The sequence below is a fragment of the Petroclostridium sp. X23 genome (assembly GCF_030013905.1).
Lineage (GTDB): Bacteria > Bacillota > Clostridia > SK-Y3 > SK-Y3 > X23.
Genome location: NZ_CP124862.1, coordinates 4,049,521 through 4,065,609, shown reverse-complemented (window position 1 = coordinate 4,065,609; position 16,089 = coordinate 4,049,521). Strand labels below are relative to the sequence as shown.

Sequence of the window (16,089 nt, the reverse complement as noted above, 5' to 3'; positions counted from 1 at the left end):
TTCTTTGTATTATATCATATTCTTCTACTTTAAAATTAAAAAGCACTAATAATCCTTAAAAAAATGAGTATGCTAAATATTGAATAAAAAACTTCTATGTTTACATAAATTTTTTACAATATTTTTAACGTTTTAAGTTTTATTCTGAGTATTTTTTTGATATAATAAAGCCATATACATTAGTTTTTATTAGTTTTTATTATTTTTTATCTAAGGAGGATATTTATGTCAAATGAAAGAGGCAGTTGGGGATCAAAAATAGGTCTGATCCTAGCCATGGCAGGTAACGCTGTAGGTCTAGGAAATTTCTGGAGATTCCCATATATGGCTGCCAGCAATGGTGGTGGCGCGTTCCTAATTCCATACTTTGTAGCACTTATTCTAGTTGGTGTTCCATTAATGTTTGTCGAATGGAATCTTGGCCGTTTTGGTGGCAGACGCGGTCACGGTACATTGGGTGCAATGGTGTATATTCAAGCTCGCGAAGGCATCAATCCCAGAGCTGCTGCGGTAATTGGAGCATTATGCGGTATGCTGGCTTTTTCTGTAACCGTATTGGTTAATTCCTACTATAACCATATTGTAGGATGGGCATTGGGATACAGCTTTTTATCCGCTACCGGCAAGTATATGTCCAGCAGCGTAGATACTGTAAATTTATTTGTTAATTTCATAGGTACCCCCGCTTTATCTTTTACTTTTTGGATTATCGCCCTTGTACTCTTAGGAATCGCGGTAATGAGAGGGGTTGAAAAAGGAATCGAAGCATGGGCAAGAATTATGATGCCGGTCTTATATATTTTAGGTTTTGTTTTGATTATCCGCGCTTTAACACTTGGTGCGCCGAATGCTGCTCATCCCGACTGGACACCTATCGCAGGCTTAAATTACTTATGGCAGCCTGATTTTGATAAGATCAGCTTTAATACGCTATTAAGTGCATGTGGGCAGGTATTCTTTACCTTATCATTAGGGATGGGTATTATCTGTAATTATGCTTCTTATTTGAAGTCCAATGACGATATTGTTTTATCCGGTATCAGCACCGTCTCTTTGAATGAATTTGCTGAAGTAATCTTAGGCGGAACCATCGTCATCCCCATCGCGTATGCTTTTGGCGGTGCGGAAGGTCTAGGCCAAGGAGTAGGTCTATCATTTATGGCTCTTCCTAATATTTTCAGAAGTATGGGCGGCGGACAGATATTCGGTACCATCTGGTTCCTGATTCTTTTCTTTGCCGGCTTTACTTCTGCCATTGCAATGTACAACTATCTGGTTGCCTTACTGGAAGAAGATTTATCAGTTGCCCGTAAATATGGCGCCTGGATTATCTTTGGGTTATACATCCTAGTAGGGCTGCCTGTGGGACTTGAACCCGTCTTCTATCCTGGAAATACCTTCTATTTAGATGAATTGGACGCATGGGTGGGTACTTATCTGTTGGTTGTATTAGGATTTATTGAAATCTCCGTTGCAGGATGGCTAATGAGAAATAAGGCTTTTGAAGAAATTAATAAGGGAAGCTATTGGAAGATACCTAAATGGTTCTTCAACTTGTTTATCCAGTTTTTAACTCCTATCTTCCTTATTATTGTACTGATAAGCTCTACTATTGAAAAGTTTCAAAAAGGATACTTCAAGTGGATCCCTACTTTTGTTGCCGATAAACCCGAGTCCATTATGTGGGTGCAAATGGCACGCGGTGTAATGCTGCTTATATTGATTTTAGGTTTTACGGAAGCTTACCGTTCAATAAAAGCAAACTATGGCAAAGAGTTGGAAATCAATAAAGTCAGCACTAAAAACTAAGAGGAGGAGTATATCATGACTGGTACGGCAATTGTTTTTATGGTTATTTTCTGGGGTCTTATTCTTTCTATGTGTGCGATTACATTAAGGGCTTTATTAAGACATGAATCCAAAGAATGACTACCTCGCCCTGCCCATTGATGGGTGGGGCGTATTATCTTAAAAGGGTGAACATATGAATACACAAAAATTAATGGACATCTTGTCTCAATTGCAAAATCAAATAAAATCTCATCCATTTCTAAGCGAATCAAAAAGAAAATTTTATACCAATAAAATCGTATCACTGGTACAAACATATGCTTCCGTTGAGATAGCAGAAATACATCAAGATCTATATGAATCGCTTATTAATGGTGGAAACAATCTGATTAAGGCATTGAAAAAAGAAAAAAATATTAAAGAATTGAATCAAAAAACAAATTATTACCTTCGTTATGTTCATGCATCTATCTACGACTTTAACGGTGATATACAAGGGATTAATTATTATACACGGGCTTTCATGATTACAGCCGCTTTGTTTATGGGCCTCACCCCTCAGTTTTATGGGTTTGTACTCCCTATCATTTTCATACTCCCGATCTTTGCAGGACTCAGAGGAGTTAAAAAGCGGAACTATACCGGTTTTTTGATGACCTTATCGGTAGTACCGATGGGAATCATGTCCGGCATCACTTGGATAAGATATTTCTTACAGGTAGCCCTTCCGGACTTTGAGAATACGGTGGCATCTTCTGCGAAAGCATGGAATGTATCTCCTACTGTCGGAATGTACCTTATCATTATTCCCAGTATTTTAAGCGTAGTTTTGATTCTTTCATCCTGTACCACCCTGTATTTTGCATATAGGTATCGTAACATGTTTGTATAGAATCAGAAGCACTAAGCCTTTTAACTTATCGGTATGATGATGAACTATAGAATTATATTTTTTCATTTATATATCATACAAGCATTGGTAGGGGTGGACGACTCTGTCCACCCGCAGATAATGCAATAATGTACCGGGCGGACAGGGTCGTCCGCCCCTACTATAAAACTATTAAATATAATATATTTCAAAGACTGTTAACCTTATATTCTCTTAAATAGTCCCATTATTAACGCAGAGATTAACGATAGTACAAATGCAACCGCCGTCATCATCGCCAGCACAATATATGCAATTCCCTCCATCCCCTCTGCAAAATAGGATGCTTTTGCCCAAAAGCCAAGAGTTAAAGTAGCGGCTGCCAGTGTTGGGATATATTTTATAAATTTATTTCTTTTATACTTTTTCGATAGCACTAAAGTAATTAGAATAAAGATTATACTTATAATAGAAACGGCTGCAATAAATCTTAATTGCTCCATATCAATGATTAAACTCCTTTACTATCAGATTTCACACTCGTTCCGGTACATTTATTCATGATTCTATGACCAACTGCGTATTTGCTTCATGATTTATTATTCACTCTCCGTCTCCTTTAAATACTCTTCAATAGGCTGATCTTGAATATATAATTGCACCACGACACCAAATCCATTACGTATCCGAATAGTGACATTGGTAAATTTGATTTACTCCTATTATATCTTTCTTTTTCACTTTCTTCAATTCAATAATCTGACCTTATTATTTTTAACCTTTTACGAAATGCAACATATACTGGTTATAGAGTAAATAATAAAAGGAGCGATTCAAATGCCTATTCCTATACACGTAGTAGGACTTGCACTGGCAGGAAAGACGCTATTATCCAATAAAAAAAATAGTCGTACTTCATTGACCAGAAAAAGAAGAATATCAAGACCACGTCCTCAGCCAAGGCTTATGAGAAGACAACGTCCGTCGGGTCCTAACCTACTTCAAAAATTGATGAGCAATATATCATCATCAATAACTAAAATTACACAAAAGCCAACAAAAGAAAACTATCAATCAATCGTTCAAGGCTTCTTGCCCGAAAACGCCAAACTTTTGACACCAAAGTATCCTCTAGGCGCGTCACAAATTCAGTTTGCTGATCTGGACGGAGACTCACAAAACGAAATGATTGCTTCATACGCACTAAATAATGAAACTACTACGCTTATTTTAAAGAAGCAAAATGAAAGCTGGAACGAACTCACCAGGATTACAAATAATGATTCCAATACCATGCACTATATAGGTTTTGCGGATATTATGAACGAAGGAAAGAAACAACTGCTGCTCAGCAGTACAAAATCAAAAGCATCCCCAATTCTTGAAATATATTCACTTGATAATGCAGCAGCGAATAAAATGATTGATCTTAATTACAGCAGATTTGAAGTACTGGATCAATCGCAAAACGGAGAAATACGTCCTGCGCGCCTGGCCGTATGGAACGAAGCCGAAACAGGAGAGTATGATATCAAGGTCCTTCATTGGAATGGCGAGGAACTTGCACCTGCTGCAGTCCCTGCGGACTATTATCACAGAAATGTCATTCCCTACTTCGCACAAAAAGCTAAACAGACACCGGGAAACCTTAATCACTGGTATAACCTCACCAAATCACTGATAAACGCCGGAGCTTATAGGGATGCCTCCGCCGCCATAGAACTTGGACTATATATTAATCAGAATTCTCCATCAAAAGAAAAATTAGCATCTCTAAAAGAAGAAATAGAAAATAAATAATACTTTGCTTTAGTGAGGAGAGGGGAGTGAGGAGAGCTTAAAGACTCCTCACTCCCTTCTCCTCACTCCCCACTAAATAATGTACTGGTAATATACCTCATTATATTATATAATAATTAAACAAGAAATGAGGAGAAATGAGCATGAACTACGAATTACTTGACCTATTTAATAGTTGGGTAGCTTTTTGTCTATCATTTACCATTATAGTTTTAATTTCTTTAATAAAAGATAAACAGAATGACTTCAGATACACTTCATTGATATTGCTGACTCCTATGATCATCAATGGGATCATTGTTTTTCATGATATTCCTCATAAGTTTGATAGTATTGCTACTGTTCAACTGATTTTATCAGACTTGGGATTAATTACTTTGTTTTTTTTACGTTCTTTTAAAAAGGTTTCTCAAAACAATATTTTTTATATTATAGCTTTGCTTAATCCTGCATTATTATACCGTTTATCGATACAATTTAGCTCTATCACTACCCCCTCATTTACTTTGGGGATTATATCTGCATCTGTTTTTTCTCTATCGTGCCTCTTGGTAATCATGCGCTCAAAATGTAATAGAACACCGTTATATTATGGCCTGTTCCTGTTAGCAGTGTGTTTGCCAATAAAGGTATTCCTACAAACCGGAACGGGCCCAGCATTGCATTCTTTCCTTCATGCCACTGCCTTTTTGATGATATTTATTCATTACTATATTCAAACAAAAAAAATCATTACTGATAAAATCCAACAAGCAGATAAGATCATATCAGATTTTAACATGGCTTTAAAAAACGAGATTAAAAAGAAAACGTTTGAAATTGAAAAACATAATAACAAATTGCTTGAAAAGTCAAAAAAAGATACGTTAACAGATACCTATAACAAAACAGCCCTCCTAAATATCATCGAAACGTATATTCATACCGGTAAGTATAAAGAGTTTTCAGTATTAATGTTTGATATCGATAACTTTAAGAGTATTAATGATACCTATGGTCATATTACAGGGGATAAATGTATCATGAAACTTGCATCTATTGCGACTGAGAGTATTAGAGAAGAAGACTGTGTAGGCAGATATGGCGGTGATGAATTTATTATTATCCTGCCGGAACTAACCACACAAGAATCTTTTTTCATTGGTGAACGTTTAAGAAAAAATGTTATGAATTCCTCCAGTCCGCAATTTACGATATCAATCGGCATTTCTTCTTTTCCGCAGGACGGCAGTACGGTTCAACAAATTATATCTGTTGCAGACGAAGGCTTGTATCTTTCCAAAAAGAAGGGCCGAAATGCTATCTCACATAAGTCATTTTATGCAAATCACCCTAAGTAGATTGCTTTGGAAATTTAGCTTTAATAAACAATTACAAAGAGTGATGAGTAGATAGCTGAATTATCCACACTTTAACATACTCTCTCTCAATGTCACCCTCGCCCTATGTAATCTGTTTTTTATGATAGATAATGGCTTATTCAATCTTTCCGCCATCTCTTTGTAAGATAACCCATGCTGATGATATAGAATAATCAAAGTCCGATACTTTTCAGGTAGATTTTCAACGGCCTTGTGCACTTGGGCAGCACGCTCCTTGCTGAGGTATTGCTTCTCCGGAGTATCATCATCTCTTGTTAAGCTTTCATACTCATCAATATTTGTTACCTTCAATTTCTTTTTACGGATAATGTCAACACAAAGATTCTTTGCAATGGCTACAGACCATGTTGAAAAGTTGTATTCCGAATTATAACGGTTTAAAGATTTATAGATTTTGACAAATACTTCTTGAGCAACATCGTTAACTTCTTCACGATCTTTAATATAGTAATATACTGTATAATAAATTAGCTTCTTATACCTGTGCACCAACTCGGCAAATGAATCTTGGTCTCCCTGTATACATTTTTCTACTAATTGATGATCAGACATGCTTGACATTACTCTCACCTCCGGAAAATCTGGACGATAATAATTCCACCCTGATATTACGTATAGCCTCAAGAAGCCTCTCAGGCTGGTCTCCTTTACTTACAAAAGCATCTACCCCTGCTGTTAACGCAGCTTTTGACGCTTCCGGTCTACTGCTCATCGCAATAATCTTCAAATTCGGCGACAACTTTCTAAGCATAGGTATAACACCGGATATGCTAGAATCTGGCAGCTCCCAATCAAGTAAAACCAGATCAGCTTTTTTTTCGCTGATCTGCTCTATAAGTCCATCCAGCTCCGCAGCTTCTCCCACGATATTTAACCCGGATTGCTGCTCAAGTATTATTCTCACAGCTGATCGTACATATTTTTCATCATCCGCCAGTAATATTCTCATTTATACCACTCCAATAGTACTTGTATGCTTTTATTATAAAATAAAATCCCCCCATATTCTTCAATCATGTGGGGAGACTTTATTGAACCGAGTGGATAGTCTTTAGCCTGGTCAACAGGCCAGGTATTTAAACAAGTTTGTTCTGAATCGCTATTGCTACCGCTTCCGTTCGCCCTGAGACCTCCAGCTTTGATAGGATACTACTGACATGAAACTTCACTGTGGATCTGCTAATAATAAGCCGGTCTGCAATTTCCGGATTACTAAGTCCCTCTACCATCATACGCAATACTTCCTTCTCCCTTGGAGTTAGTTCAGATACATGGGATTCGGAACGCATTGATGATCTAATAAGGGCCTGGGTTGCCTCCGGTGATAATGTCGGCTGCCCGCGTTTTGCACAACGTATCGCCGAAACCAGATCGTCAGCAGAGACACTTTTTAACAGATAGCCAATAGCTCCGGCTTGTAAAGCTGCTTCTATAAGATCATCTTCTTTAAAACTTGTTAGTACAATCACCTGGGTTTGAGGACATTTTTCACGTATCATGCGGGTAGCGGCAGCACCATCCAATTCGGGCATAACAAGGTCCATGAGTACTATATCCGGCTTCAGTCTCAAACAAACTTCCACAGCTTCTTTCCCATTGGAAGCCTCACCTGCAAGTTCAAGATCATCATATACCATCAAAAATGCACTCAAGCCACTTCTTACAACTTTATGGTCATCTACTAAAACCACACGTATTTTATTCACATCACTCATCCACCTTACCCCCATTCAAATCCCAATATATAACTATCTTTGTCCCTCGTCCTATCTCGCTATCAATTCTCAATTGTGCGCCAATTGCCTCGGCACGTTCCTGCATAATACCTAGACCTAAGTGTTCTCCCGATACATCATTTGGATTGAAACCGTACCCATCATCGCTGATGGTTAGCTTCATAACATTGCAATCTTCATCTGCATCCCAATCGCCTTTTAATGTTACTATAGCTTGATTGGCTTCCGAATGCTTGGCAATATTATTAAGTGCTTCTTGCGCTATACGATAGAATGCGATCTTTACATCCGTCGGTGGATCAAATTGCCCTTCAATAGTGAGTGTAACAGGAATACGCGCATGACCGGTTGTTGCCTCCGCTAAATGTTTAAGCAATTCTTCCAGCTTTGCTTCAACCAACGTAGCGGGTCTCAATTCAAGAAGCAGGGTCCGCATCTCTGCTAGTGCTCCACGTGCAAGCTGGCGGAGTTCTTCTAATCTTTTCTTGCCTTCATCGGCATTTTTATTCCATATTTTCGGAAGCACTTCAGCGATAAGACTGGCTGAGAAAAGTGTCTGTGTTACCGCATCATGAAGGTCCCGTGCCAGTCTGCTCCGCTCGGCAGCCACAGCCATCTCTTCAGCTTGAGCTCTTAACATTGCGTTATCTATAGCAAGCGCAGCTTGATCGGCGAATGTCATCGCTAAATCAATTTCCTCTTTTGTCAAGACCCGTATATCCTGAAAATATAAGACAATACCACCATAAATCTCCTCCTTGCACAACAGCGGAATAGCTAACAATCCACGATAGTTGTTCTCCAACCACGTTAAGTGAGGTTTTCTTCTTGTATCATGTGAAAAATCTGTAGGTATATAACCTTTCATATCTGCTACATCGATGGGCTTCCGCTCCATGACTGCCCGGCCTACAACACCCATTCCAACCGGCACATCCATCTGTTTCACATATTGTTCCGGCAAACCGCACGCAGCTTGGATAGTAAGTATACTATTCTCTTTATGAAGCCGATATAGTGCCCCGGTATCCGTATCCATTAACCTTGCGGCTTGATTTACAATGTAGTCAAGTATCTCGACCAATGGACGGTTGGAGTTAAGAATAGTAAGGATATCTCTTAAACCTTCTGCAACACGCCGGCGTTGTTTATCTTCCAAATGCCGCTGCCGCTCTTCTTGGTACATACGTGCATTCTCAAGCCCAATCACCGCTGCCGACGCAAGCATACTTAATATACGTTCGTCTCCACTATCGAAGTTTCCGGTTGTTTTATCTGCTGCAGCAATAATTCCTATATGCCTTGAACCTGCAGTGAGTGGTACACATAAAAAAGATCGTACTTCTGCCTTCATCACCAGGCCGGGATAAACAACCGGATCGCTTTGTGCGTCGTTTACAGTCATCGGCTTACCATGTATTAGTACCTGCCCTAATATAGATTGCTTTATGGGCATTCTATAATCCAAAAACCTTTTGGTATCCTGTCCTGAAGCCACAGATAGAATCAAATCACTGCCCTCAACCATGAATACCGCCGTACGCTCTGACGCAGTTAATCTTCTTGCTTCATCAGCAATAAGTTTCATGACGGCATCAAGTTCCAAACGGCTTGTAATCGCTTGCTGTACAGCTAACATGGTTTTTAATTCATCCGCCTGTTTCAAAGTCTCATTATATAACCGCGCGTTTTCAAATTCTATCGCTGCCTGATTTGCAAATGTCATACCGATTTCAAGATGTTTGGGAAGATAGTAGCCGGATATGTTATGATCTATTGTAAGCAATCCAATCACCCGATCCTTTATAATCAACGGTATCCCGATCCATGAGCGTATATATGCTAACGCATCTCCCAATAGACCTGTGATATTCTCCCTGAATTCTATTGCAGATTGAGTGTCACTCTGCACATCAGATATGACGATAGGTTGTTTATCAACGATTAATTGCTTCCCTAATGGGATATGTTTATAATGGGCTGAATACTTTTTTTCCTGATCTTCTGTTAAAAAGCTTCTATGGGCTACTACCTTTAGAATCTCACCTTCCAGTGCAAATATTTTCGCACCCTTGTAGTCCAAAATTGTTTTTAATCTATCTAGAATCGCTTCCAATAACAACCTTAGCTCTAATGTAGAAGATACTAGATTGGAGACATCCAACAACGTAGATAATAGATGATTGTGTTTTTCCAATTGCTCTTCCGCTTTTCTACGCTCCGCAATTTCCCGTTTAAGTTTCTCATTAACCCGATTAAGCTCCGACACTTCACTCAAGGACACAGGTATCCCCCCATGCTTAAAAATATTTTACATATACGTGTGATTCTATCCTAATATAAAAAAAATATCAAGTATTACACATTATATTAGATAAAAGCGGACTCTTTTGTCCGGTATAATAAAGTCCCAGCCGATGGAGTGCTCTGGTGCAAGATATATAAAGTAAATTTCTGTCCATATCGCTTGAATAGTTTTCATCATTCACACCGTAAACAAGTGCAACATCAAACTCTAACCCCTTGGCCTTATATACCGGTATGATTACGCTTCCTTTTTCAATTTCGCTGTTTTCTTCATTCAAAATTCTGATGGAACTGTGTTCCTTGAGAGTATGATATAACTCTTCTGCTTGCTGCTGCGTCTTGCATATGACGGCAACAGATTCAAACCCTTGTTGAAGGTAGTCTGTAATATCCCGCATCACGGTCTGTTCAAGTAGTCTTTCTGTCTGTTCATATACAACTGCCGGTGCAGCTTCATACCTTTCAAAAGATACAAAATCTTGTTTGACATTTAATATCTTCTGTGCAAAAGTATTGATTTCGAAGGAAGCTCTATAGCTTTTGTTCAAAAATAGTTTGACCGCTTTACGTTTGTTAAGAATACTGACGACATCTTCATAATGAGATGTTTGAACATTCCTCTCTATTGTCTGATGAACATCTCCTAATACCGTGAAAGTTGCATTATGAAATAAAATCTTTAAAATCTCATAATGCATAGGATAATAATCTTGGGCTTCATCAACCACCACTTGCTTAATCTCTGAGTATAAGTCCGTCCCCTCTAACCTTAGCTTCAGATACAACAGCGGCAAAGCATCTTCATAAAGCACTTGCCCATTTTGAAGCCTGTCAGCAGTACTTGAAATAATATGTTGAATATTTTCAGGCAGCGCGATATCTTGAGCAACCTTATAAAACAGCTCTTGGTTTTCAAAAAGCTTTTGATACAGGCTTAAACTATCAACCTGTGTAAATGTACGAAGTCTCTCCAAAAAGATTTTTGTATCTTTAATAGATAACAAGCGGCTAAAGGATTTAATCTCAAATTGATGTTCTCCATTTTTTTCAACAATCTTTTGAATTTTTTCAAGCCTTATCTTCTGAAGCGGGCGCACTTTTTCCAATATTTTATTCTCAAGCCTCTTCAGGCGTTTTGCCATTGGCAAGCCAATCTTATTATTTAAAAAAGAATTCTTGAGTTGTTGTTTGGTCTCCACCACTTCGCCACTGTAGTATACGTCTTCAAACCGAACCAGTCTATGTTCAAAATGCCATAATAGCTTATCAAGAATCATCCTAAAATTCCTAGATCCTTTGAATTCTACTCCCTGCTGCATAAAGCTTCTGCCAGCATCTTCTTTACATCCAATCACCGATTCCAGAAATTCATTCCTTGTCTGTATCTTCATCTTGCTGTCAAAGCATACGTCAATAATTTCTTCAACGGTAATTTGGTTAACATTATCCTCCCCCAGTTCGGGCAATACACCGGATATATATTTGCTGAACAGCGCATTAGGCGAAACAATAATAACATTATTCGAACCAATTTGCGAGTCCATCCCTTGATAAAGCAGAAATGCTATTCTATGCAGGGCAATGGATGTCTTTCCGCTGCCAGCTACACCTTGAACAATAAGAATCTCATTTTCGGTATCTCTAATGATGATATCCTGCTCTTTTTGAATAGTTTCTACAATATTTCTCATCTTGGCTGATGCATTGCGGCTTAATACCTCTTGTAATGCTTCATCATTGATCCTTATGCTGCAGTCAAAGCAATAACTCAACTCTGACCCCTTAATTTTATATTGCCTTTTTAATAGCACATTCCCGGTAATATCGCCAAAAGGTGTATGATATCTCGCTTCTCCCGGTTCAAATCTGTAAAATATGCTTGAAATGGGTGCACGCCAATCATAAACAAATATATCATGCGTTTCAGAATCCATCAGATTATAAAGACCCACATATATTTTCTCAGCCCCGTTACAACCATCTTCAGCAAAGTCAAATCTTCCGAAATAAGGACAATTTGCCATCTGCCGGTACCTATCAAGACGTTTTCTGGTATGATCATAGGACGCGGTTTGGTTTGTGACTTCAGAAAGATGCTGATTCACCTCCGTCAACTTTTCAAAGTCAGTAGTGAAATGAACTGTATTTTCCCACATCTCTTTTCTTGATGCAACTAATTCGTTTTTTCTTTTTGATAGGTGGCTTGTCTCCATTGACAATTCCTTTTGTATTAATGCTATAACTTGCCTTAGATACTGTTTTTCTTCCACAAGCTGATCATGGTAGCTATCCATTCTTTACCCTCCAATATTTATTAAAACTCCTCTTGACATTAAACTTATACTATGATACAATGATATTGTTGATTCAATGTTATAATTGTGTTAGGTTTAAGTATTTTTATATTATACAATAAAAGGATATTCTTGTAAAGAATTTTTTTATAATTCACATGCGTTAAATACCAAAGAGAGCTGGGAGTTCAAAACACACTCACAGCTCTCTTTTTATATACAATAGTATTTTCCTATGTTCTGTTTATATAACCAAAACTGTCTCAATGAAAGCCAGCATATTACTTCATCAGGCCTGTGCACCTAAGAACTGACTTTTATAGAGATCTGCATAAAACCCGTCCTTTTCCATAAGCTGCTGATGATTTCCCTTTTCAATAATGCTGCCGTTATTCATCACAAGTATTAAATCCGCTTCACGAATAGTGGAAAGTCTGTGCGCAATCACAAAGCTTGTTTTTCCGTGCATTAGCCGAGTCATGGCCTTTTGAATCAGCTGCTCGGTTCTGGTATCCACACTGCTTGTCGCCTCATCAAGAATAAGAATGACAGGGTCGGCAAGAATCGCGCGCGCGATGGTAATCAACTGCTTTTGCCCTTGAGAGATATTAGAGGCTTCTTCATTAAGGATAGTATCATATCCATCGGGCAGCGTTCTGATAAAGTGATCAGCGTGCGCTGCTTGTGCGGCTTGAACCACCTCATCAAAAGTCGCTCCTTCACGTCCGTATGCGATATTTTCTTTGATGGTTCCATTGAAAAGCCAGGTATCTTGAAGCACCATGCCAAAAATACTTCTCAGTTCTCCTCGCTTCATATGTCTAATATCTATTCCATCAATTGTAATTCTGCCGTCATCTATTTCATAAAAACGCATCAAGAGGTTTACAAGTGTAGTTTTTCCTGCCCCTGTAGGCCCTACGATGGCGATGGTTTCTCCTTGTTTCACATCTATATTCATATGTTTAATAAGTGTAACATCTTTGCTGTAACCAAATCCAACATCTGCAAACTTGACTTCTCCTTTCGGAAACTCCAGCTTTTTAGCATCCTCATTGTCAGGGATTTCTTCTTTCTCATCCAGCAGTTCAAAAACACGCTCGGCGGATGCCACTGTAGATTGGAGAATATTCGCTATATTTGCCGTCTGTATAATGGGATGCGTAAACTGCCGGGAATACTGAATAAACGCCTGTACATCCCCGATTTCAATCATTCTTTTGGTTACAAAAATACCTCCAACTACACATACAAGTACATACCCGATATTATTGATAAAATTCATCAGCGGCATGATAATCCCTGAGATAAACTGAGCCTTTCGGTTTGCTTCATAGAGCTTTTCATTGATTTCATCAAATTTGCGGATTGATTCATCCTCATGTCCAAAAACCTTTACGATTTTATGTCCGGTGTACATCTCCTCAACATGACCATTCAAATTCCCCAGTGTTTTTTGTTGCATTACAAAATATTTTTGCGACCGTGCTGCTATAGCTTTTGTTACCATGATATAGAAAGGCAGGGTAATGACTAAGGCAAGGGTCAGCATCGGACTAATGGTCAACATCATAATCACGATACCCACTAGGGTAACGACCGCGGTAATCAGCTGGGTCAAACTCTGCTGTAATGTATTGGCAATATTATCGACATCATTGGTTATACGGCTCAAGATCTCCCCATGGGTGCGTACATCAAAAAATTTGAGCGGCAGCCTTGCCAGCTTATCGTTAATATCTGTTCTCATATCAAAAACTGTCTTTTGCGCAACTCCTGCCATGATGGACTGCTGAATATAACCAAATACCGCACTCACAATATAAAGTCCCACTAAAACAGTAATAATTCCCAATATATAATCGAAATCAATTCCTGCTCCCGGTACACCTTTGTATTTCATCATCACACCTTCAAATAGCTCGGTTGTTGCCTTCCCCATCACTTTAGGACTTATAATATTAAAGACCGTACTAAGGATAGCCGTAACCAATACTAAAAAAAAGCGGAATCGATACGGTTTTAAATATTTCATCAACCTTCTGATTGTACCTTTGAAATCCTTTGCTTTCTCCGCCGGCATCCCCATCGCCATACGATGTCCTCCCATAGGACCTCTTGGAGGTGTTGGACCGGATTTGTATTCTTTATGCTGCTCACTCATGCAATCTCCTCCTCCGAAAGCTGTGAGGATACGATCTCACGATATACCTCGCAGGTCTTTAATAACTCTTTATGCTTATCCATCCCAACCACATGACCATTTTCCAAAACAACAATACGATCTGCCCCTAAAACAGTACTGACTCTTTGCGCGACAATGAGTACCGTCGCATGGGACGTTTCTTGCTTAAGCGCAGCACGCAGCTTCGCATCGGTTTTAAAATCCAGCGCAGAAAAACTATCGTCAAATATATATATTTCCGGTCTTCTGATGAGTGCACGCGCGATGGAAATCCTTTGTTTCTGTCCGCCGGAAACATTGGTCCCTCCTTGTGCAACTTGGGTAGCAAAACCATCCTGCATACTTGAAATAAACTCGGTTGCTTGTGCAATTTCTGCTGCATGCTTTACTTCATCATCCAAGGCATCTTTTTTTCCGAATCTTATATTATCCTCAATGGTACCGGTAAAAAGAAGCACATTTTGAGGAACAAAACCCATTTTAGCTCTAAGATCTTTCTGAGGGATATCCCTAACATCCACACCATCAATGGATACACTGCCACTCTCTACGTCATAAAAACGCGGAATAAGACTAATCAGTGTTGTTTTCCCCGAACCGGTACTCCCTACAATCGCAGTAACTTCACCGGGTACCGCATGGAAAGAAATATTATCTACCGCCGGCTGTTCCGCACCGGGATAACTGAAGCTGACATTTTTAAACTCTACAAGACCTCGCTTATTGCCTGTATTCTTAACTTGTACCGGGTCATTGATTTCAGGCACGAGATCCAGCACTTCGTTAATCCTGGCTGCGGAAACGGATGCACGGGGAAACATGACAAACATCATGGAAACCATGATAAGAGAAAACATAATCTGCATCACATACTGAATAAAAGCCATAAGATCTCCTACTTGCATACTCCCATTATCAATACGAATACCGCCAAACCAAATGATCGCAACCGTTGTGAAGTTAAGAATCAACGTCATGATAGGCATTAAAGCGGCCATAATTTTATTCACCGTGATGGCCGTATCAGCCAAGTCCTTATTCGCACCGCCAAACCGTCTCTTTTCATAATCAATGCGGTCAAATGCACGAATTACCCTTATTCCTATAAGGTACTCACGCACAACAAGATTTAGTTTATCCAACTTTAGCTGCATTGCCTTAAATAGCGGTAGCCCTTTGGTTGCGATGATAACAATGGCTGCAATAAGAATTGGAATAGCTGCCATAATTACAAGCGAAAGCGAAGGATCTTTTGATACTGCCATGATAATTCCACCTATGCACATCATGGGTGCACTGATCATCATCCTCAGGATCATCATCGTTACCTGCTGCACTTGCGTAATATCATTGGTGGTTCTTGTAATGAGTGATGCTGTTCCTATCTTATCTACCTCACGCAGAGAGAAATTTTGAACATGAGAAAATAGCATACTTCGTAGGTTTTTGCCGAATCCGGCCGCCGTTTTGGATGAAAGATCACTGGTCCAGATTGTGCTCACAGCACCAATAGCAGCCACAAGTACCATCCCTCCACCAATCCTATAAATATAATTTATATCACCACTGATGATCCCTTTGTCAACAATATCTGACATCAGTGTGGGAAGATACAGCTGGGAAAGGGTTTGGATAAGCGTAAGCACCAAAACACCGGCCACTGCAAGTGTATATGGTATTAAGAATCTAAATAATCTAATCATACATGATCATCTCCGGTCAC

At 39.0% G+C, this 16,089-nt stretch carries 12 protein-coding genes; 4 read left to right on the top strand and 8 right to left on the bottom strand.

Annotated features, from left to right (window positions below):
- The first annotated feature begins 225 nt into the window (after positions 1-225).
- Both QKW49_RS19090 and QKW49_RS19085 read left to right on the top strand, forming a co-directional pair.
- Positions 226-1,809, top strand: a complete 1,584-nt coding sequence (locus tag QKW49_RS19090; protein ID WP_282864232.1) for a sodium-dependent transporter — start codon at positions 226-228, stop codon at positions 1,807-1,809.
- A 175-nt stretch (positions 1,810-1,984) separates the two neighbouring features.
- A complete protein-coding gene (locus tag QKW49_RS19085; protein WP_282864231.1) occupies positions 1,985-2,683 on the top strand; it encodes a hypothetical protein in 699 nt (232 codons plus the stop codon).
- Between the two features lie 203 nt (positions 2,684-2,886).
- On the opposite strand, the gene QKW49_RS19080 is transcribed toward QKW49_RS19085, so the two are convergent.
- Positions 2,887-3,165, bottom strand: coding sequence for a hypothetical protein (locus QKW49_RS19080; protein WP_282864230.1), 279 nt, complete (start codon positions 3,163-3,165; stop codon positions 2,887-2,889).
- A 334-nt stretch (positions 3,166-3,499) separates the two neighbouring features.
- Between QKW49_RS19080 and QKW49_RS19075 the strand changes: the two genes are divergently transcribed.
- Positions 3,500-4,462, top strand: coding sequence for a hypothetical protein (locus QKW49_RS19075; RefSeq protein ID WP_282864229.1), 963 nt, complete (start codon positions 3,500-3,502; stop codon positions 4,460-4,462).
- Positions 4,463-4,605: 143 nt separating this feature from the next.
- Positions 4,606-5,802, top strand: coding sequence for a GGDEF domain-containing protein (locus QKW49_RS19070; RefSeq protein WP_282864228.1), 1,197 nt, complete (start codon positions 4,606-4,608; stop codon positions 5,800-5,802).
- Between the two features lie 60 nt (positions 5,803-5,862).
- Here the strand turns inward: QKW49_RS19070 and QKW49_RS19065 are convergent, their stop codons facing one another.
- The 7 genes from QKW49_RS19065 to QKW49_RS19035 all read right to left on the bottom strand — a co-directional run bounded on the left by QKW49_RS19065 (position 5,863) and on the right by QKW49_RS19035 (position 16,069).
- On the bottom strand, positions 5,863-6,405 hold the full coding sequence (locus tag QKW49_RS19065) for a sigma-70 family RNA polymerase sigma factor (protein WP_282864227.1): 543 nt from the start codon (positions 6,403-6,405) through the stop codon (positions 5,863-5,865).
- Complete coding sequence (locus QKW49_RS19060; protein WP_282864225.1) at positions 6,389-6,793, bottom strand: response regulator transcription factor; 405 nt, start codon at positions 6,791-6,793, stop codon at positions 6,389-6,391. Before QKW49_RS19060 ends, QKW49_RS19065 begins: the two co-directional genes overlap by 17 nt.
- A gap of 127 nt (positions 6,794-6,920) precedes the next feature.
- Positions 6,921-7,559: a response regulator transcription factor gene (locus tag QKW49_RS19055; RefSeq protein ID WP_282864224.1), complete on the bottom strand. Its 639-nt coding sequence runs from the start codon at positions 7,557-7,559 to the stop codon at positions 6,921-6,923.
- Positions 7,552-9,864, bottom strand: a complete 2,313-nt coding sequence (locus QKW49_RS19050) for a GAF domain-containing protein (RefSeq protein ID WP_282864223.1) — start codon at positions 9,862-9,864, stop codon at positions 7,552-7,554. Before QKW49_RS19050 ends, QKW49_RS19055 begins: the two co-directional genes overlap by 8 nt.
- A gap of 67 nt (positions 9,865-9,931) precedes the next feature.
- Positions 9,932-12,181 (bottom strand): ATP-binding domain-containing protein, encoded by a 2,250-nt coding sequence (locus tag QKW49_RS19045; RefSeq protein WP_282864222.1) that lies wholly within the window; start codon positions 12,179-12,181, stop codon positions 9,932-9,934.
- Between the two features lie 289 nt (positions 12,182-12,470).
- On the bottom strand, positions 12,471-14,345 hold the full coding sequence (locus QKW49_RS19040) for an ABC transporter ATP-binding protein (protein ID WP_282864221.1): 1,875 nt from the start codon (positions 14,343-14,345) through the stop codon (positions 12,471-12,473).
- Positions 14,342-16,069, bottom strand: a complete 1,728-nt coding sequence (locus QKW49_RS19035; protein WP_282864220.1) for an ABC transporter ATP-binding protein — start codon at positions 16,067-16,069, stop codon at positions 14,342-14,344. The genes QKW49_RS19040 and QKW49_RS19035 overlap by 4 nt, the downstream gene beginning before the upstream one ends.
- Positions 16,070-16,089 lie beyond the last annotated feature (20 nt).